The following is an 18,083-nucleotide window of genomic DNA, read 5'->3' as shown; positions in this document are numbered from 1 at the left end:
GGGGTTTTTATTTTGGCATAAAACTTGCATAAATACTGAGTATGAGGCAAAAACTACTTAAGTAAAAATGGAGGTGATATTTATTAAAAGATATGTAGTGGAGTTTGGATATGGAGTAGATTTACATGGACAGGATGTCAATAAAGCTGCTCAAAAAGCAGTAAAGGATGCTATATCTCATAAGGCATGGTCATTTAATAGCAAAAGGTGGAAACCTTAAGTACATGATGGCTGAACTGTTTGGAAAAGAAACGGGTATGAAAAAGTTAATATTGTTGAAAGGGTAATAGCAGCTGCGCAATATATCAATATATCTAATAAAATTCAATAGGGGGGGTGGTTTCTTGTGTTTGGGTATGCCGGCAAGATATTGAGAGTTAACTTAACAGAAAGGAAATTCAAATTTGAAGATCTTAATTTAGAACTTGCAAAGAAATACATAGGCGGAAGAGGGCTTGCAAGCAAGATATTTATGGATGAAGTTGATCCAAATGTTGAACCCCTAAGTCCAGAAAATAAGTTAATAATTGCAACAGGACCACTTACAGGAACACCAGTTCCAACTGGTGGAAGATACATGGTAATCACTAAATCACCGTTAACAGGAACTATTGCATGTTCAAATTCAGGTGGATATTTTGGTGCAGAATTAAAGGCAGCAGGGCTTGATATGATTATTTTTGAAGGAAAGGCAGAAAGCCCAGTTTATGTTGCAATTGAAGATGATAAAGTTGAAATCAGAGATGCATCACATCTATGGGGAAAGCTTGTTTCTGAAACAACCGATGAACTTAAAAAAGAATATGGTGATAAATCAAAGGTTCTTTGCATAGGACCTGCGGGTGAAAAGCTTTCTAGGATTGCAGCGGTTATGAATGACTATGATAGAGCAGCAGGACGTTCTGGTGTTGGTGCTGTTATGGGGTCTAAGAACGTGAAGGCGATAGTTGTAAAGGGTTCCAAAGGGATTAAATTATACGATAAAGAGAAGGTTAGAGAAGTTGCTAGAAATAAAACAAAGATGCTTCGCGAAAATGGAGTTACGGGTGAAGGGCTACCAACTTATGGAACGGCAGTTCTTGTCAATATAATCAATGAACACGGAATTTTTCCAGTTGCTAATTTCCAAAGGGCCTATACAGAACATGCTGATAAAATAAGCGGAGAAACTATGACAAGGGAAATACTTGTGAGAAAGAATCCTTGTTATGGGTGTCCAATAGCTTGTGGAAGATGGATAAGATTAAAGGATGGCCGTGAGGTAGGAGGTCCTGAATACGAAACTCTCTGGGCATTTGGTGCAGACTGTGAGGTTTATGATATAAACGCTATAGCTGAAGCAAATTATTGGTGCAATGAATATGGTCTTGATACTATTTCAACTGGACCTACTATTGCAGCTGCTATGGAATTATATGAAAAGGGATATATAAAGGATGATGAAATAGAAAAAGATGGATATTCCTTAAAATTTGGTGATGCAGAAGCTGTTGTTGGATGGGTTAAAAAGATAGGTGCAAGGGAAGGATTTGGAGATAAGATGGCAGAAGGTTCATATAGACTTTGCGAAAGCTATGGTGTGCCAGAACTTTCGATGTCAGTTAAAAAACAAGAACTTCCCGCTTACGACCCAAGAGGAGCTCAAGGACATGGACTTGAATATGCGACTTCTAACAGAGGTGGTTGTCATGTAAGAGGATATATGATATCTCCTGAAATATTAGGTATACCTCAAAAGCTTGATAGATTTTCTCTTGAGGGAAAAGCTGAATGGGTTAAAACATTCCAAGATTTAACTGCTGTTATAGATTCGCTGGGACTGTGCCTATTTACATCTTTTGCCCTTGGTGCTCAAGATTACGTTGACCTTGTAAATGCAGTTTGCGGAACTGATTATACTGCAGAAACATTATTAGAGGTAGGCTCAAGGATATACACATTAGAAAGGCTGTTTAATTTGAAGGCAGGAATCGATCCAAAAGAGGATAAACTGCCAAAGAGACTTTTAGAAGAGCCTATTCCTGAAGGCCCATCTAAAGGACATGTTCATAAATTATCAGAACTGTTACCAAAGTATTATGATGTAAGAGGATGGGACGATAATGGATATCCAACGAAAGAAACTTTACAAAAATTGGGAATTTGAAAAATTATTAAGGCCCGTAAAAGGCTAATGCCTTTTAGGGCCCTTGTATATATATTAAAAATCAATAGCATGGAGGATAATATGTGAGCTTCAAAAAATTATACATTGAGTTGACAGATAAGTGCAATTTAAACTGCAAGATGTGTTATAGACGCTCATGGGCTGAAAAACCAAAGGATATGGAGAAAAAGGTTCTATATAAGATAAATAGTGAAGTTGTAAATAAAAAATTAAATGAAATCGTCCTTGGTGGCATTGGCGAACCAACGTATTCACCCCTTATATATGATGCTATCTCATTATTTTCAAGCTTTAATTTAACAATTACAACTAACGGAACGCTTCTTGATGATAAGTTAAAAAGTCTTATTGTTGATAATGTAAATAAAATCGTTGTTTCTATTGATGGACTTGAGGATAAATATAAAGATATTAGAGGATTTAATTTAAAAGAAGTTTTAGAGAACTTGAAGGATATATATTTGATAAAAAGAAAGAATAATAAAGAATATCCGCACGTTGTAATTCAATTTGTTGCATCAAAAGATAATATAGAAGATATTTTTAGTGTATTGGATATAGCAGAGACGGTAAGTGCATACCAAGTTATTATTTCAAATGTCATTCCTCAAACTGAAGATTATAAAGATAAAATATTATATACGAGGTATGAAAATAAATTTTTAAAGGATTTATTTGAAAGACTAAGAATACATTCGTTTAGAAAAGGCATAAATCTTACTCTGCCGAATATTGAACTAAAAACGGAACGATATTGTAATTTTATTGAGGAAGAAGCAGTAGTTGTTGGCTCTGATGGATATGTTTATCCGTGCTATAGGTTTTCCCATACTACTACTGAGTATGTTTTCGGAAGAAAAAAGAAGGTTTTTAAACACTCATTTGGAAATATATTGGAAAAAAGCTTAGATGATATTTATGAAAGCAATGAATATAAAAATTTTAGAGCGAGAGTTTATAATAATAGATATCCTTCGTGCCTCGATTGCGATCTCGTTGATGGGTGTGATTTCGTTAGAACTCCCGAATATGACTGTTATGCTATAAAACCTTCATGTGCAGATTGCCTTTGGAGTAGAAGGTTTGCTATATGTCCTTAATTGAAGGGGTTATATATTGATTAAAGTAAAATTATTTGCAACCTTTAGAGAAGGAAGACAAAAGGAAGTAAATTTTGATTACTTTGAAGGAATTACCGGAAGGTTTATAATAAACAAACTTAACATAAAAGAAAAGGATGTAGCAATATTTTTAGTAAATGGACTTGATGGGAAGCTTGATGATCCTCTTAGTGATGGAGATGTGATTTCCCTTTTTCCACCTGTTGGTGGTGGTTGAGGGAAAGGAGTGTCTTTATGGGAAGATACGACAGAAATATGAATATGCTATCTAAGGAAGAAAATGAAAAACTAAAGGACTTCAGGGTTTGTGTATTGGGATGTGGAGGATTGGGTGGGTATGCTATTGAAATGCTTGGTAGATTAGGTATAGGATATATAACTGCAGTTGATAAGGATGTTTTTGAGGAAACGAATTTAAACCGCCAGATTTTAAGTGATATGAATTCATTGGGTAAAAGTAAAGCATTAATGGCGGTGGAAAGAATGAAACTTGTCAACCCAGAAGTTTTTGTAAATGCTATTGTAGATGAATTTAATTTTGAAAATGGAAAAGATATCATAAAAGGACATGATATTGTAATCGATGCTCTTGATAATATTGAGGGAAAGCTTACTTTACAGGATATCTGCGAGGAGCTTGGCATTCCATTTGTTCATGGTGCTATTGCGGGCTGGTATGGGCAGGTTACTACAGTTTTTCCTGGCGATAAGACGCTTAAGTTTTTGTATAAAAAAGAAATGAGGAAGGGAATTGAAAAAGAACTTGGCAATCCTTCGTTCACTCCTGCTCTTGTTGCTTCCATTCAAGTTAGTGAAGCACTAAAAGTTTTGATAGGAAGAGGAGAAGTATTAAGACGTAAGGTGTTATTTATAAATACCTTTGAGCAAGAATATGAGATTATAGTTCTTTGAAATTGGTGTACTATTGTAACGAAAGGACGAAATAAACTTAATATTTTATTACTTATTCTCCGAGTCTATAATCCTAAGGCAAGAGCTATGGATTATAGGCCGATAGGGTAGTGCTGGAAACGGTGCTGCCTCCCGCCTGGAAAGGAGAATAGGAAGGCTGCTATTCTCCTTTCGCATACTAAAACGAAAGGAGTTTTTTTATGAAGGTTCTTTGTCAATAGTTGGGGTGGGTATTTTTTCTGAATGTTGTTATTGTAGGTCCTAAGAGTGATCCTGCAAAGGTACATCAAGCGGGTTCCCGCGGCGAGGGCTAAAGGTGGCTTGTTTCCGAAGGTAATATGAGGTTTCAAATGCTTGTAGAAGAGCTGTGAGAAACCTGAACTTGCGAGAATGTTTTATAATAGTAAAAGTGGCTTTCTACAGATTTAGAGCATAGTCGCAGAAAGGGCAACGATAAGTATGATGATTTTTTAGGAGAGGGCTTTTCAGGTGCCCACTTATGTTTATACACTTTACGTTGTAGCTTCTGGTAGTCCTCAAGGTCTTTGCCGAAACTGCGCAAAAAGAGAGGAGGAGTGCTGCATACAGGACATTCATCGACATCTACTTCAGGAGGCTTAATGTGCCTGACATTCGACAACTACCAACTTCGACTCCAAGGGGAGGGAATCTTTCTTTTTTCTCAAATTTTCTCAAATCTTTTGGTATCAAATGTTGTAAGGTTTGATAGCCCTTAAAGGAGGAAGCATATCTGACAAACTGTCAATACCCTAGGAGGTATTAAAATTGAAGATAATAGGTGTTATAGGAACAAAAGATACAGGTAAAACCACTCTTGTAACAAAAATTGTTAGAAAATTAGTGGATGAGGGGTACAGGGTTGCCACCCTGAAACACACCCATACAGGCTTTGATTTTGCAGATAAAGACACTGGTAAACACAGAGAAGCAGGGGCAGAGCTTGTAGTCGGTAGTGGAGAAGAAACCTTTTTTCTTCTTGGTAGGAAAATGGTGCTTGATGAACTTGTAGGTACTATCCAGCTTCTTGGGGATTTCGATTTCCTGGTTATCGAGGGTTTTAAAGAGATGCCCCATGCAAACATTTCTACTTCCACTGAAAATGAATTCACGATAAGAAAGGTGGATCCATTCTCCCTTAAGGAGGAAGAATTGGATGAACTCATTGAAGTCATAAAGAACAGAAGTTACTGTTTGCTGCAGGGGCTTAACTGTAAAAAGTGTGGTTTTGAATCATGCAGGGACTTTGCAATGGCAAAGGTCCAGGGAGCTGCAGATGATATAAACTGTAAGAGCCAGCCAAAAAGGGCTCTTCTGAGAATAAATGGTCACCCGGTACCTATGAATCCATTTGTACAGGAATTTATATCAAAAACAGTTCTTGGTATGATCGATGCACTTGACATGAAAAACCACGAAATTGAGAAGGTTGAGTTAATTATAAGAAATAATTATGAATAATGCACCATAAACGCATAGATGAATTGAAATTATTAGTTTAGGATAATTACCACAGACTTAAGGATCTTATGACAGGAAGAGTAATGTGAAGTGTTATTAGTCTTTTTAACCAATGCTGGTGTTCTTACTATAAATAATGTTGGGGTGGACAAAAATTATGTATCTAAGATCGCTTGACGAAGCTAATTAATCGAGATAAAAAAATTATTAAAGTAAGGAGAATAACTCTCCGAGCCTTTATGTCTAAGGGGCGAAGAGCCCTATGAGATAAAGGCCGATAGGGTATTGATGGAAACATCAATGCCTCCCGTGTTGGAAAGGAGAGGCAATGCATTTGCATTTATGCAAAGCAAGAATGCGTAAGGTAAAGTAATTGTGTCCTTGCTTTGCGAAAACGATGCAGTGCCTTCTCCGGAAGGCATTTTTTTGTACCTTTGTTAGGGACTAATTTCAATGGTAAAAGCTAAAGAATGGAATCTTTCCAGTTTTAATGGGTAAGGTTTAAACAAAAACTAATAGTGATGATGGAGGATGAATACCATGGCAAGAATATCAAAGAAGTTTTTGATGATCCTTTTATATTCTATTTTGTTGTTTAGTTTATTTTCTCTGAACGGTTGTACAGGTTCTAAAACTTCAGAGAAGATTTCCCCAGGTAATCGAGATGTAATTTTGGCGACAACAACAGGCCCGCAGGATAGTGGGCTTTTGGATTACCTTTTACCGATCTTTGAGAAAGAAACAGGATACAAAGTAAAAGTGGTTGCCGTGGGGACAGGACAGGCTTTGGAGATGGGAAAAAGGGGGGAAGCAGATGTTCTTCTTACACATGCTCCTGCGGCAGAGAAAGAACTTGTGGACAACAAGGATGTTATAAACTATCAGTTGGTAATGCACAATGATTTCATTGTGGTTGGTCCTTCAGAGGATCCAGCGCAAGTTAAGAATGCGGTTTCAGTAGAAGCAGCCTTTCAGGCGATTGCTGAAAAAGGTGTACCGTTTGTTTCGAGGGGTGATGATTCGGGTACACACAAAAAGGAATTGAGTTTATGGAAAGCAGCAGGGATTGATCCCAAGGGAAAGTCGTGGTATATAGAAAGCGGCACAGGAATGGGACAAACGCTCCTTATTGCTAACGAAAAACGGGCGTATACACTAACTGATCGGGGAACATACCTTGCATACCGCGATAAATTAGATCTTACCATTGTTCGAGAAGGAGATAAGGGTCTTCTTAATATTTATCACGTCATGCAGGTTAACCCCGAGAAACATCCTGGGAAACACATAAACAGCGATGGAGCCAAAGCTTTTGTGGAGTTTATGATTTCGCCCAGAACGCAGGAACTTATTGGCAAATTTGGGGTAGACAAATACGGAGTGCCGCTCTTTTTCCCCAATGCCCAAAAAGGGGAAGTAGAATAAGGAGTTGAATAAAAGTGGAACTTATTTGGGAAGGCCTGAAAGGAGCATTCAAATTTCTTTTTCATGGGGATCCAGAAATCAGAGAAATTACTCTTCTTTCTCTTAGGATTGCTGCGTGGGCTATAGGGATAAGTTCAGCCATTGGCCTTCCACTTGGGATTGCACTTGGAGTAAGCACGTTCCGTGGCAGGGATTTTCTTCTGACTTTAGCCAATACCGGCATGGGACTTCCACCGACAGTTGTGGGGCTTTGGGTAGCTATTGTGCTATGGCGTACCGGCCCTTTAGGAGGACTAAAGCTGATTTATACTCCTACTGCCATCATCATTGCTGAAGTAATTCTTACCGTGCCTATTATTATAGCTTTGGTAGCTGCAGCTGCGTCGGATAAAAAAGCTAAATTACACGATTTTTTTCTTTCTTTAGGGTTGAACCCTCTTCAATATATGTGGCTTTTACTTCGGGAAATTCGTAGCTCAGTTTTAACAGCAATCATTGCCGGTTTTGGACGTGCAATTTCGGAGGTAGGAGCAGCAATGATGGTAGGAGGGAACATCGCTGGGGAAACCCGCACGCTTACCACCGCTATTGTTCTTGAAGTATCTAAGGGTGAGTTTGACCGCGCGTTAGCGATAAGTTTTGTACTTCTTGCCTTATCGTTTTCTATTACTGCCTTTATTACCCATCTTCAGTATCAACAAAACTTAAAGTAGAAGCGGGAAAAACAAGAAATAATTAGATTAAAGAAAGGAGGTAGAGGAGTATGAATTATATGTTTGAACGCAAAGCTACCGATTTTCGGGATATAGAGAATCAAACGCCGGTTATTATAGCCGAAGATATTAGTGTACGGCGCAATGAACGCTTTATCCTGCGAAACATAAGCCTCGTTTTGCATCAAGGGGAACGTTTGGGACTTGCGGGTCCCAATGGTTCAGGAAAAAGTACGCTCCTTAAAGTCTTATCCTTACTAATTCCACCGTCTTCTGGGAGGCTTACAGTTCTTGGCTTTATGGGAGACGGGCGGTCTTCAGTGACTGTTCGCCGAAAGATGTCTATCGTCTTTCAACAACCGACGACGCTCACAGGGAGTGTTTTGCAAAACGTGAGTATTCCCCTGCGCATGCGAGGACTTTCTGCCCGAGAAGCAACCAAGCGGGCATATGAGTGGCTTAAGTGTTTTGATTTAGAAAAGCTTGCTTTTCAGCGGATACATACACTTTCTGGGGGAGAACTTGCACGTCTTCAGCTAGCAAGGGCGTTTGCTATGGAACCGGAAATTTTGTTCCTTGATGAACCTTTTGCAGCAGTGGATGCTACTTCACGGAGTCCACTAAAGGCCCTTCTTCGGGAGATTCTGGCAAAAAACAAGGTTTCACTGCTTCTTATTAGTCATGATTTTCGTGACCTTCTCGATCTTACTGAGCGCACGCTGGTTCTTTTGGATGGGCACATTGTTGCACAAGGTAAAACCCAAACTTTGCGCATACAATCTCCACTCGTGCGTGAGATTTTTCCGGAGTAAAGTTTTTCGGGATACAAAGGTTGCTCAATATGTCTCTACTCTATACCATACTTATTTAAGCAGTTTGCGAAAAAAGTTTTTTATTTCAAGTAGAAGGAATACTAATTACTATACTTTTATTATAAATGAAGGCAGGATAAAAAAATAAATTAGTGGGGGAAAGCAAGAAAGGGGATGATAAATTAATGATTAAAGTTGCTATTTTGACTGTTAGTGACAAGGGTTTTAGAGGAGAGAGAATTGACACAACATCATCTGCTATAAAAGAAGTTTTAGATCCAGCGATATATTCTATTGAAGAAATAAGAATCGTTCCAGATGAAATAGAAGATATAAAACGTGAACTAGTAAGATTTTGTGATGAATTAAAAGTTGACCTTGTTTTGACAAATGGAGGAACTGGATTTTCAAAGAGGGACGTAACACCAGAAGCAACGATGGCTGTGGTTGAGAAATTGGTTCCTGGAATTCCAGAAGCAATGAGGGCAAAGTCTTTAGAAATAACTCCACATGCTATGCTATCCCGCGCTGTTGCAGGAATTAGAAAGAGCACTTTAATCATAAATCTTCCAGGAAGCCCTAAGGGGGCTGTTGAAAACTTAAATGTTGTTTTACCTGCTCTTAAGCATGGAATTGAGATTTTAAAGGGTGAAGCTTCAGAATGTGCAAGAAAGGACGATTAAAATGGAACTTTTAAAACTTGTTACAGTAAAAGAGGCAAAGGAGATAATAGAAAAAAATATTAGTTTTAAACCTGGCATAGAGAAAATAAGTATTTTAAATTCGTTAGGAAGAATTTTAGCAGAAGACATATATGCACCGGAAAATGTTCCCGATTTTAGAAAATCAACCGTTGATGGATATGCTGTGATTTCGAGTGATGTTTTTGGAGCGAGTGAGAGTTTACCTGCAATTTTAAAGCTTGTTGGAGAAGTCAAGATAGGAACGGAACCAACCCTGGATATAATGCCAGGAGAGTGCATGTATGTTCCAACAGGGGGTATGCTTCCTAAAAGTGCCGATACTGTTGTTATGATTGAATACACAGAAAAACTTGATGATGAAACTATTTTAGTCAATAAACCAGCTGCGCCCTTTCAAAACATAATTGAAATTGGAGAAGATGTAAAAAAAGGTGAACTCATTTTAAAAAAAGGCACAAAATTGAGACCCTACGAAATAGGGGTTTTATCAAGTCTTGGAATATTAGAGGTGGAGGTTTATAAAAAAGTAAAGGTTGGAATTATTTCCACAGGCGATGAGATAGTGGACCCTAAGGAGAAAATTAATAAAGGACAGGTCAGGGACATAAATAGCTATCTGTTATACTCTCTGTGTCTTGAAGAAGGAGCAGAGCCTATTCTATACGGCATTGTTAAAGATGATTATGAAAAATTAAGAGAGAAATTGCAAGCGGCAATAAGTGAATGCGATTTGGTTTTGATGTCGGGTGGCAGTTCAGCCGGCAACAAAGATGAAACTCTCAGGGTTATAAGTTCATTTGAAAATTCGAATATTTTTATTCATGGAGTTGCTATACGACCTGGGAAACCTACGATTGTTGGAAAAGTAGGTGATAAATTCATATTTGGACTTCCAGGGCATCCACTGGCCTGTGCGGTAATATTTAAAACCCTTGTTATTCACTATTTGGACAGGATAAGGAATTTTGAAAGAGAAGAATATCCGGTTGAGTGCAGGTTTGCCGTAAACTATCATAAGGCTGAGGGTAGAGCAGAATTTTTACCTGTTAGTATAAAAGAAGTGGAAGGAAAATTAATTGCGTATCCCACTTATTATGAATCAGGACTTATATCTCGTTTTGCAAAATCCTTTGGATATGTTTACATCGAAAAAGAATTAGAGGGCATATCTGAAGGACAAATAGTTAAAGTTTATAAATAGGTGATTGCAAAATGAGATAAATATTAGAGTAAAAAAGTTACATTACAAGGAACAAAATAAAGAAATTATATTTTAAAGGCACACTCAAGACGGAAAAAGAGAAATGGAAGAAAGATACAAATTCAAAAAAGACAATACTTAACACACCTTTTTAATGTAAAAAGATGACAAACAAATCAAATCATAAGAACAAGTTATCAAGCCAAAAGTTTTTTCAAAGATAAAGGATGTTCAAAAGTACCAAGCTTTGCAGTAATAATTAAACCAATATGTTGAGTGATAGCCCCAAGAAAAACATCAGCTTTGATTGACCTGGTATTTATGAGTTTAAAGCTATCAACAGCGATAGAACTTTTTAAAAGAGAAATAGATTTTTCAATAATAGGGCGTTTTTCATAAAGTTTGGACCACTTTTTAGAGTTACGAGGGACAAAAGTATTTTTTCTAAAATCAATATCAAGGGTAGTATAGAATATTCTGCCACATTTAGAAGAGGTACAGGGGTTATCACATTGAAGGATATAAGTAGTTTTACCATTTAGTCTAACTTTTTTGGACATAGGGCAAAGCCATTTAATTCTGGTAGCTCTACCTTTTTCCCGAACGATGCCATCATAGGACATTTTAAGAGAAGGGTCACGGGGGCAGGTAGGGATACCATCAGAGTTAAAAGTAGGCTGAGGTAAGTTTTTAGAATTTCGAGGGTTAATAGGGATAATAGGGATTATGCCAAGCTTTGAGAACAAGTATTTATAATTATCAAAAGAATCAAACCCAGCGTCACCTAAGAAGTATCTATAAGAGAAATTAGGATGTAAATTAAAGAATTCCTTAAGAGAAGGGATTAAAGTTTTAGAATCGTACAAATCTTTAGACTCGGCAGCAGATTTAGCAGTATTGACATTTAAAGAATCATCGTCATAGAAACTAATATGCTGAATAATGCCTAAGCCATTAGTGAGGATGGTAGCTTTGATAGAGTAACAATAATGGCCATTAATATAAGAGAATTTAGCATCAGGATTAGAGTGAGCGAACTTAGGCATTTTAGAACAAGCATAAGAGTGGGCATCAAAATCAGGATTAGATTTAGAGAACTTTTTAATATTTCTATAAAGGGAATCAAAGAACTTAGGATTATTTTCTCTGACATAAGGTTCAAAGCCAGTAGTATCAGCGATGAGGATATTAGAAAGTGAAGGATTAATAGCCTGACAAATAGGCTCAGTTAAATTAACAAGATTATTGAAGAAATTCTCCAAATCTTTGAGGAAAATGGATTTAAATCTAGAGAATTGAGAAGGATGAGGGACTCTTTTAAAGCCACAAAGCTCTCTTAATTCTTTAGATAGTTTAAGAACATGTGCAAGGAGTTGAACAGTAGGGATAGAGAGAATTTTTTGGATAATCAAAGCAGTGAGCATAGATTCAAGAGAAAAATCTCTATGACGTCCAAAGTGGGAATAATAGTGGGCATAAAAAGAAGATGGAATAAGTTCAGATAAATCAACAAAGGAATCAAAGAGTTTAATAAACTTGGGTTTATCTTCTTCAAAGAAGGATTGAACATCATCGTAAATATCGGAGAGAGAAAGTTGTTTAGCTTTGATTTTCATAGGATTTCCTCCATTTCTTTTTGGGATTTGGTTCTCTATATAAATTCGACGAAAGTGGAGGAATTCCTTTGAAAATATATAGCAGAATCCCTTAATCCATAAGGATTTTGGGATTCTGCAAAGACCTAAAAGTTTATAAATTTTAGGAGGGTGCTATGAGGCAAAATATCTATCTTTCAAATATAAGCTTGAATGAGGCAATAAATATTTTTCTTGAAAAAATAAAAGATTTTAAGCTTGGAAGAGAATATGTAAAAACTTATGGAGCAAATGGTAGAGTTACAGCAAAACCTATATTTGCTAAAATTTCATCACCTTTTTACAGCTGTTCTGCTGTTGACGGGATTGCAACAGTAGCAAAAAAGACATTTACTGCAACAGACAAAAATCCTGTAAGGCTTAAAGAAGGAGTTGATTATGTAGTTATTGATACAGGTGATCCTATTCCAGATGAATATGATTGCGTAATTATGGTTGAAGATTTAATTTGGGTATCTCAAGATGAGGTTGAGATAATAAAGCCTGCTATTCCATGGCAAAATATACGACAAATTGGTGAGGATATAGTAGAAGGACAACTTATACTTCCTCAAAGCCATAGAATAAGACCTGTTGATATTGGTGCTTTGATTGCAGGAGGAGTATTTGAAGTTGAAGTTTATAAAAAGCCTAAAGTTGCAATCATTCCAACAGGAACAGAGCTAGTAGAACCAGGGGAAGAACTTAAAGTTGGAGATATAATAGAATTTAACTCGAGAGTTTTTGCCGCGCAGGTTGAAGAATACGGCGGAATTCCAACAAGATTTGATATTGTAAGAGATGATTTTGAGAAATTGAAAGCTGCTGTTGATAAAGCTTCAAAGGAATACGACATTATCCTATTAAATGCTGGTTCATCTGCAGGACGTGAGGATTATTCTAAAAAGGTTATTGAAACCTTAGGTGAAGTCTATATTCATGGAATTGCTATAAAACCTGGAAAGCCAGTTATACTAGGAAAGGTAAACAATAAGCCTATTGTTGGAATACCAGGTTTTCCTGTTTCAGCTTATTTTATAATGGAAAACATAGTTAAGAAGCTTATCAACTTTGTTCAAGGATATGATATAAAGGATAAGAGATATATAGAAGCAACTCTTTCAAAAAGAATTATGTCATCTTCAAAATATCTTGAGTTTGTAAGAGTAAAACTTGGTTTTATAGACGGTAAATACATCGCAGCGCCAATTGAACGGGGAGCAGGTACTACAATGAGCCTTGTAAGGGCTGATGGGGTTTTGGAAATACCTGAGGAGCTTGAGGGTTATGAAAAAGGGACAAGGGTTAATGTAAACATATTAAAAAGCGAAGACGAGATTAAAAATACAATTCTTTGTATAGGAAGCCACGATTTGATACTTGATATTGCAGCAGATCTTCTTGCCAAAAGAGGAAAATTCACGCTATCTTCAGCCCATGTCGGAAGCATTGGGGGAATACTCTCATTGAAGGATAGGGAAACACATTTTGCAACAATTCACCTTCTTGATGTGGAAACGGGTGAGTATAATAAATCTTATGTGAAAAGATATATTCCAAACAGAAAAATTGCCCTTATAAAATTTGTAAAAAGAATTCAGGGGCTTATGGTTAAAAAAGGTAATCCACTAGAGATTAATTCTTTGGAGGATATTGTAAAAAAAGGTGCAAGGTTTGTGAACAGGCAAAAGGGATCTGGTACAAGGATTTTGCTTGATTATGAATTAAAAAGATTGGGTATAAATCCCAAAGACATCATAGGTTATGATAGGGAAGAATATACTCATATTTCGGTTGCAGCACAAATAGCTAAAGGAAATGCAGATGCTGGACTTGGGGTATTTTCTGCTGCTAAGATTATGGACCTTGATTTTATTCCGATAGCAAATGAAGAGTATGACATTGCAATTCCCGTTGAGTACTTAGAACTTGAAGGGGTAAAGCAGTTTTTGGAGGTTATAAATTCAGAAGAATTTAAAAATGAGCTTGATAAGCTTGGAGGGTATGACTATAGCAATTTAGGAGAAATTATCATTATCGAGTAAAGGAGAGTTTTTATGAGAGATAGGTTAGGAAGAAATGTTGATTATTTAAGAGTTTCTGTTACGGATAGATGTAACTTAAGGTGCATTTATTGTATGCCGGAGGAGGGAATACCCAAAAAAGATCATAATGAGATTCTAAGGAACGAAGAGATTTTAAAAATAATTAGGATTTCAGCAGAACTTGGCATTAAAAAGGTAAGGTTTACAGGAGGCGAGCCACTTGTAAGGAAGGGAATTGAGAACATAATTTATGAAACATCAAAAATAAAAGGCATTGAAGACATTGCACTTACAACTAATGGAACAAAACTTTATGAAATGGCAGATACTTTAAAAGAAGCAGGACTTAAAAGAGTTAACATAAGCCTTGATAGTCTTAAAAAAGATCGATACCGTATGATTACAAGGCTTGGGAATATTGATGATGTATTTAGGGCTATTGACAAAAGTTTATCTATTGGACTTGAACCTGTAAAAATTAATACGGTTGTAATAAAAGGTATAAATGACGATGAAATTTTTGATTTTGTGAAGCTTGCCGATGAAAACCCGCTTCATATCAGATTTATTGAAATAATGCCGATAGGTGAAGGAGCAAAATTTAAAGATAACTATATATCGTCGGATGATTTAATAAGTAGCATTCCCGGACTGATTCCGGTTGAAACAGAACCGGGTAGCACTGCAAGGGTTTTTAAAAGAAAAGGAGCAAAGGGAACGGTTGGTTTTATTGCACCTTTGTCATGTAAATTTTGTTCAAGTTGTAATAGGATTAGACTTACTGCAGCTGGAACTATAAAACCTTGTCTACATTCAAAATATGAAGTAGATATTAAAAGTTTTTTAAATGATGAAGACAAGATAAGAGCAATGCTGGAACATGCAATCTTAAGTAAGCCGGCAGGGCATAATCTTGAAAAGGAAATAAGCCAGAGTCAAAAAATGATGTTTCAAATAGGGGGATAGTATATGAATTTAACACACATTAATGAAGAAGGTAGAGCAAGGATGGTTGATGTTAGCGATAAAGATGAGACAAAAAGGGAAGCTGTTGCAATAGGAAGCATTTATATGAAAAGTGAAACTTTAAGAAGAATACATGAAGGAACTATTAAAAAAGGAGATGTCCTAGCAGTTGCACAGGTTGCTGGTATTATGGCTGCGAAAAATACATCTCATATGATTCCAATGTGTCATCCTATCATGATAACCGGGTGTGATATTAGTTTTAGTTTGGATTTTGAAAATTCAAAGATTGACATTAAAGCGGTAGTTAAAACTGTTGGACAAACAGGGGTTGAGATGGAGGCATTGACTGCAGTTACGGTTGCAGCTCTTACGATTTATGATATGTGTAAAGCAATAGATAGAGACATGGTTATAAGCGAAATAATGCTTGTGAAAAAAAGTGGTGGAAAATCAGGCCTTTATGAAAGGGAGGTTTAATAATGGCAAAGGTGGTGTCAGTTAATATTAGCGAAAAGAAAGGAACTGTAAAAAAGCCTATAGAAAAGGGATATTTTAGGGAAAACCACGGGCTTGAAGGAGATGCTCATGCTGGAAGGGGACACAGGCAGGTCAGTCTTCTTGCAGAGGAGAGTATAGAAAAAATGAAAGCAAAAGGCATTTGGGATTTGGCTGCAGGAAAATTTGCAGAAAATATAACAACGGAAGGAATTGAACTTCACACTTTGCCGGTAGGGACAAAACTTAAAATAGGAGAAGAGGTTATTCTTGAAATATCTCAAATAGGGAAAAAATGTCACGAAGCTTGTGAGATCAGAAAGATTACAGGCGATTGTATAATGCCAAAAGAAGGTGTATTTGCAAGGGTGTTAAAAAGCGGGTTTATAAAGCCCGGAGATGAAATTATAGTTATAAATGGATAAAATTACTGTAACTCCGAGAGATAATTTTTGTCTTTTAAAAATTTTAAATTATATGTCAAGGAGATAAGCAGCAAATATGGCAGGTATGTATATAAAAGGAAGCTATTACTCTCAACAAAAATGATGAAGAAATTATGAAAAGTTTAAAGTGTTATAAATGAAAAGGAATGTTTGGTTATTGGCGATTTTTGCATTGTTAATGTTCCTTACCAATGGATGCGTTAATGCGGGCAAGAGTTCAAAAGAGACTCCAAAAATGAAAAGTGCAAGTTACACAGGACAAAAACTTTACATTTATGCACCAACATCACTTAAAAAACCTATGGATGAAGTTATTTTTAGCTTTGAAAAGAAAACAGGAGCTAAAGTAATACCAAATTATGGAGCTTCCGGTGAACTTTACTCTCAGATAAAAAGTGGACAGCCTTGCGATATTTATTTTTCTGCTGATTGGCTTTATGTTGATAAACTAAAAAGTGATGATATGCTAAAAACTTCTCAGAAATTCTTGGAAGATGTTGTAGTGCTTATAGTTTCAGAAAAAGGCAAGAACAAGGTTCAAAAAGTGGATGATTTGTTAAAACCGAATGTAGTAGTGGGAGTGGCTGATCCTAAAGCTCCTATCGGTGTTTATACCGAAACAGCACTTAAGAAAAATGAAATTGTGGGATAAATTAATTTTGTCGGGAAATCTTAAAGCTCGACCTGCAACTGTTAATCAGGTTGCGATGATGGTTAAAAATGTTGAGCTTGATGCCGGTTTTGTTTACTCAAGTGTAGCTAGCGTTAAGAACACTTTTGTAATTGCTTTTTTTGCTTCAATTTTAGCACCTTTTTGGCTTTGGGATTTGGATATTACCATCTTTTTTCTAAGAATTCTTTTATATATCGTTTTGCCAATCTTATAAATGATTTGCCTGTTGCTGTGCTCCATACAGTAGCCGGAGCTGCTCTGCTTTTGGCATTTGGACGCAATGTTTTGGGATTTATCAGCAATACTGGTCTTGCTTTCATGATGATTTCGGTTGTATTAGCTATGTTTTTTGTATCATATCTATTAGCTGCAAGAGCAATAGCAAGTGGAGCAGATCAAATAGAACCAGAACTAGTAGACGTAGCGCGCACCTTGTGGGATATACTCTTCAAAGTTTACTTGCGAATTATCCTTCCTCTTTTGAAAGAGGCTATATTTTCAGGACTAGTACTTACCTTTGCTCATTCTTTAAGTGAGTTTCCTGCTGTAATTATGTTTGGTGGAAATATTCCAGGTGTTACTCAAGTTTTAGCTTCTCATGTATTTACTAAAATTGAGGAGGGCGAACTTGATATGGCTGTGACAGCTAGCGCTTTTTGTGCCGTAATATCCCTAATACTTGTTGGATTGCTTAATTTAATAAAGAAGGAGGAGTATCAAAAATGCTTGAAATTATTGAGATGACTAAAAGTTTTAAAGAACGAAAAGTGCTAAAAGATGTGACATTCAAAATATCTTCTGAAATTAAAGTAATAATAGGATTGAATGGAAGTGGTAAATCTACATTGCTTAGAATCATAGCTGGAATAATAAAACCTGATAAAGGGCGAATAATTATTAACGGCTAAGATGTAACCATGCTGCCGCCCGAACACAGAAAGGTAGGATATGTGCCGCAGCGCACAGCCCTTTTTTTGGTCATCTGACAGTAAAAGATAATATCATATATCCATTGAAAAATGGACGAGGATCTAAGGAAACAGCAGAAAGAATGATTGAGATATTGGGGCTAAAAGACTATTTGTATTATAAGCCACGACAACTTAGTGGAGGGTATAAAATGCGAGTTTCGTTAGCTCGAGCTTTAGTATATGAGCCGCAAATTATGCTTCTGGACGAACCTTTTAGTGAAATTGATGCTGTGCAGCTAAAGAAAAGCTTTTACCTGAGTTTTATAGACTGCTGAAAAGCAGAAATATACCGTTACACATGATATCCATGAGGCAG

At 36.6% G+C, this 18,083-nt stretch carries 21 protein-coding genes and 2 riboswitches; of the genes, 20 read left to right on the top strand and 1 reads right to left on the bottom strand.

Annotated features, from left to right (window positions below; genetic code table 11):
* The first annotated feature begins 67 nt into the window (after positions 1-67).
* From EV203_RS05235 to EV203_RS05185, 11 genes are all read left to right on the top strand, one after another.
* Positions 68-220, top strand: a complete 153-nt coding sequence (locus EV203_RS05235) for a Lin0512 family protein (RefSeq protein ID WP_243700584.1) — start codon at positions 68-70, stop codon at positions 218-220.
* Between the two features lie 126 nt (positions 221-346).
* Positions 347-2,146, top strand: a complete 1,800-nt coding sequence (locus EV203_RS05230) for an aldehyde ferredoxin oxidoreductase family protein (protein WP_132039451.1) — start codon at positions 347-349, stop codon at positions 2,144-2,146.
* Positions 2,147-2,229: 83 nt separating this feature from the next.
* Entirely contained in the window at positions 2,230-3,267 is a 1,038-nt protein-coding gene (locus tag EV203_RS05225; protein ID WP_132039449.1) for a tungsten cofactor oxidoreductase radical SAM maturase, read from the top strand.
* 16 nt (positions 3,268-3,283) lie between these two features.
* A complete protein-coding gene (locus tag EV203_RS05220) occupies positions 3,284-3,505 on the top strand; it encodes a MoaD/ThiS family protein (protein WP_003868640.1) in 222 nt (73 codons plus the stop codon).
* Between the two features lie 17 nt (positions 3,506-3,522).
* The gene (locus EV203_RS05215) at positions 3,523-4,200 is read left to right on the top strand and encodes a HesA/MoeB/ThiF family protein (protein WP_003868641.1); all 678 of its coding nucleotides are present in this window, start codon (positions 3,523-3,525) and stop codon (positions 4,198-4,200) included.
* A 45-nt stretch (positions 4,201-4,245) separates the two neighbouring features.
* Positions 4,246-4,363, top strand: a riboswitch (molybdenum cofactor riboswitch).
* A gap of 623 nt (positions 4,364-4,986) precedes the next feature.
* Complete coding sequence (gene mobB, locus EV203_RS05210; protein ID WP_003868642.1) at positions 4,987-5,679, top strand: molybdopterin-guanine dinucleotide biosynthesis protein B; 693 nt, start codon at positions 4,987-4,989, stop codon at positions 5,677-5,679.
* 215 nt (positions 5,680-5,894) lie between these two features.
* Positions 5,895-6,018: riboswitch (molybdenum cofactor riboswitch) on the top strand.
* Positions 6,019-6,219: 201 nt separating this feature from the next.
* Entirely contained in the window at positions 6,220-7,104 is an 885-nt protein-coding gene (locus tag EV203_RS05205; RefSeq protein WP_132039447.1) for an ABC transporter substrate-binding protein, read from the top strand.
* 14 nt (positions 7,105-7,118) lie between these two features.
* On the top strand, positions 7,119-7,817 hold the full coding sequence (locus tag EV203_RS05200) for an ABC transporter permease (protein ID WP_003868644.1): 699 nt from the start codon (positions 7,119-7,121) through the stop codon (positions 7,815-7,817).
* Positions 7,818-7,867: 50 nt separating this feature from the next.
* Entirely contained in the window at positions 7,868-8,629 is a 762-nt protein-coding gene (locus tag EV203_RS05195) for an energy-coupling factor ABC transporter ATP-binding protein (RefSeq protein WP_003868645.1), read from the top strand.
* Positions 8,630-8,814: 185 nt separating this feature from the next.
* Positions 8,815-9,312 carry a MogA/MoaB family molybdenum cofactor biosynthesis protein gene (locus EV203_RS05190; protein WP_009052268.1) on the top strand — a complete coding sequence of 166 codons (498 nt, stop codon included), beginning with the start codon at positions 8,815-8,817 and terminating at the stop codon, positions 9,310-9,312.
* A gap of 1 nt (position 9,313) precedes the next feature.
* Positions 9,314-10,534 (top strand): molybdopterin molybdotransferase MoeA, encoded by a 1,221-nt coding sequence (locus tag EV203_RS05185; RefSeq protein ID WP_132039445.1) that lies wholly within the window; start codon positions 9,314-9,316, stop codon positions 10,532-10,534.
* 197 nt (positions 10,535-10,731) lie between these two features.
* Here EV203_RS05185 and EV203_RS05180 read toward each other — a convergent pair whose 3' ends face one another.
* Positions 10,732-12,150, bottom strand: a complete 1,419-nt coding sequence (locus tag EV203_RS05180) for a transposase (protein ID WP_012268686.1) — start codon at positions 12,148-12,150, stop codon at positions 10,732-10,734.
* Positions 12,151-12,305: 155 nt separating this feature from the next.
* Here EV203_RS05180 and EV203_RS05175 point away from each other — a divergent pair, with 155 nt between their 5' ends.
* The 9 genes from EV203_RS05175 (at position 12,306) to EV203_RS14060 (ending at position 18,042) form a co-directional block, all read left to right on the top strand.
* The gene (locus EV203_RS05175; RefSeq protein WP_132039443.1) at positions 12,306-14,213 is read left to right on the top strand and encodes a molybdopterin biosynthesis protein; all 1,908 of its coding nucleotides are present in this window, start codon (positions 12,306-12,308) and stop codon (positions 14,211-14,213) included.
* A gap of 12 nt (positions 14,214-14,225) precedes the next feature.
* Complete coding sequence (moaA, locus tag EV203_RS05170) at positions 14,226-15,179, top strand: GTP 3',8-cyclase MoaA (RefSeq protein ID WP_132039441.1); 954 nt, start codon at positions 14,226-14,228, stop codon at positions 15,177-15,179.
* A 3-nt stretch (positions 15,180-15,182) separates the two neighbouring features.
* Positions 15,183-15,659 (top strand): cyclic pyranopterin monophosphate synthase MoaC, encoded by a 477-nt coding sequence (gene moaC, locus EV203_RS05165; RefSeq protein ID WP_009052272.1) that lies wholly within the window; start codon positions 15,183-15,185, stop codon positions 15,657-15,659.
* Positions 15,660-15,661: 2 nt separating this feature from the next.
* Entirely contained in the window at positions 15,662-16,102 is a 441-nt protein-coding gene (locus tag EV203_RS05160) for an MOSC domain-containing protein (RefSeq protein ID WP_003868651.1), read from the top strand.
* Between the two features lie 157 nt (positions 16,103-16,259).
* Positions 16,260-16,775 carry a molybdate ABC transporter substrate-binding protein gene (modA, locus tag EV203_RS05155; protein ID WP_003868652.1) on the top strand — a complete coding sequence of 172 codons (516 nt, stop codon included), beginning with the start codon at positions 16,260-16,262 and terminating at the stop codon, positions 16,773-16,775.
* On the top strand, positions 16,759-17,010 hold the full coding sequence (locus EV203_RS13380) for a type 2 periplasmic-binding domain-containing protein (protein ID WP_029687712.1): 252 nt from the start codon (positions 16,759-16,761) through the stop codon (positions 17,008-17,010). The genes modA and EV203_RS13380 overlap by 17 nt, the downstream gene beginning before the upstream one ends.
* The gene (locus tag EV203_RS05150; RefSeq protein WP_003868653.1) at positions 16,938-17,540 is read left to right on the top strand and encodes an ABC transporter permease; all 603 of its coding nucleotides are present in this window, start codon (positions 16,938-16,940) and stop codon (positions 17,538-17,540) included. Before EV203_RS13380 ends, EV203_RS05150 begins: the two co-directional genes overlap by 73 nt.
* A complete protein-coding gene (locus EV203_RS14065) occupies positions 17,537-17,704 on the top strand; it encodes an ATP-binding cassette domain-containing protein (RefSeq protein ID WP_207910866.1) in 168 nt (55 codons plus the stop codon). Before EV203_RS05150 ends, EV203_RS14065 begins: the two co-directional genes overlap by 4 nt.
* A 38-nt stretch (positions 17,705-17,742) precedes the next feature.
* Positions 17,743-18,042 (top strand): ATP-binding cassette domain-containing protein, encoded by a 300-nt coding sequence (locus EV203_RS14060; protein ID WP_081448163.1) that lies wholly within the window; start codon positions 17,743-17,745, stop codon positions 18,040-18,042.
* Positions 18,043-18,083: the final 41 nt, after the last annotated feature.

Origin of the sequence: Caldanaerobacter subterraneus (genome assembly GCF_004345675.1) — a bacterium.
Taxonomy (GTDB): Bacteria; Bacillota; Thermoanaerobacteria; order Thermoanaerobacterales; family Thermoanaerobacteraceae; genus Thermoanaerobacter; species Thermoanaerobacter subterraneus.
This window is presented reverse-complemented; position numbering and strand designations above follow the sequence as displayed.

Bases quoted from the DNA above. Each gene is read 5' to 3' on its own strand.
- EV203_RS05235 (WP_243700584.1), top strand. From the start codon at position 68: ATGGAGGTGATATTTATTAAAAGATATGTAGTGGAGTTTGGATATGGA.
- EV203_RS05215 (WP_003868641.1), top strand. From the start codon at position 3,523: ATGGGAAGATACGACAGAAATATGAATATGCTATCTAAGGAAGAAAAT.
- EV203_RS05205 (WP_132039447.1), top strand. From the start codon at position 6,220: ATGGCAAGAATATCAAAGAAGTTTTTGATGATCCTTTTATATTCTATT.
- EV203_RS05195 (WP_003868645.1), top strand. From the start codon at position 7,868: ATGAATTATATGTTTGAACGCAAAGCTACCGATTTTCGGGATATAGAG.
- EV203_RS05190 (WP_009052268.1), top strand. From the start codon at position 8,815: ATGATTAAAGTTGCTATTTTGACTGTTAGTGACAAGGGTTTTAGAGGA.
- EV203_RS05185 (WP_132039445.1), top strand. From the start codon at position 9,314: ATGGAACTTTTAAAACTTGTTACAGTAAAAGAGGCAAAGGAGATAATA.
- EV203_RS05180 (WP_012268686.1), bottom strand. From the start codon at position 12,150: ATGAAAATCAAAGCTAAACAACTTTCTCTCTCCGATATTTACGATGAT.
- EV203_RS05175 (WP_132039443.1), top strand. From the start codon at position 12,306: ATGAGGCAAAATATCTATCTTTCAAATATAAGCTTGAATGAGGCAATA.
- moaA (WP_132039441.1), top strand. From the start codon at position 14,226: ATGAGAGATAGGTTAGGAAGAAATGTTGATTATTTAAGAGTTTCTGTT.
- moaC (WP_009052272.1), top strand. From the start codon at position 15,183: ATGAATTTAACACACATTAATGAAGAAGGTAGAGCAAGGATGGTTGAT.
- EV203_RS05160 (WP_003868651.1), top strand. From the start codon at position 15,662: ATGGCAAAGGTGGTGTCAGTTAATATTAGCGAAAAGAAAGGAACTGTA.
- modA (WP_003868652.1), top strand. From the start codon at position 16,260: ATGAAAAGGAATGTTTGGTTATTGGCGATTTTTGCATTGTTAATGTTC.
- EV203_RS13380 (WP_029687712.1), top strand. From the start codon at position 16,759: ATGAAATTGTGGGATAAATTAATTTTGTCGGGAAATCTTAAAGCTCGA.
- EV203_RS14065 (WP_207910866.1), top strand. From the start codon at position 17,537: ATGACTAAAAGTTTTAAAGAACGAAAAGTGCTAAAAGATGTGACATTC.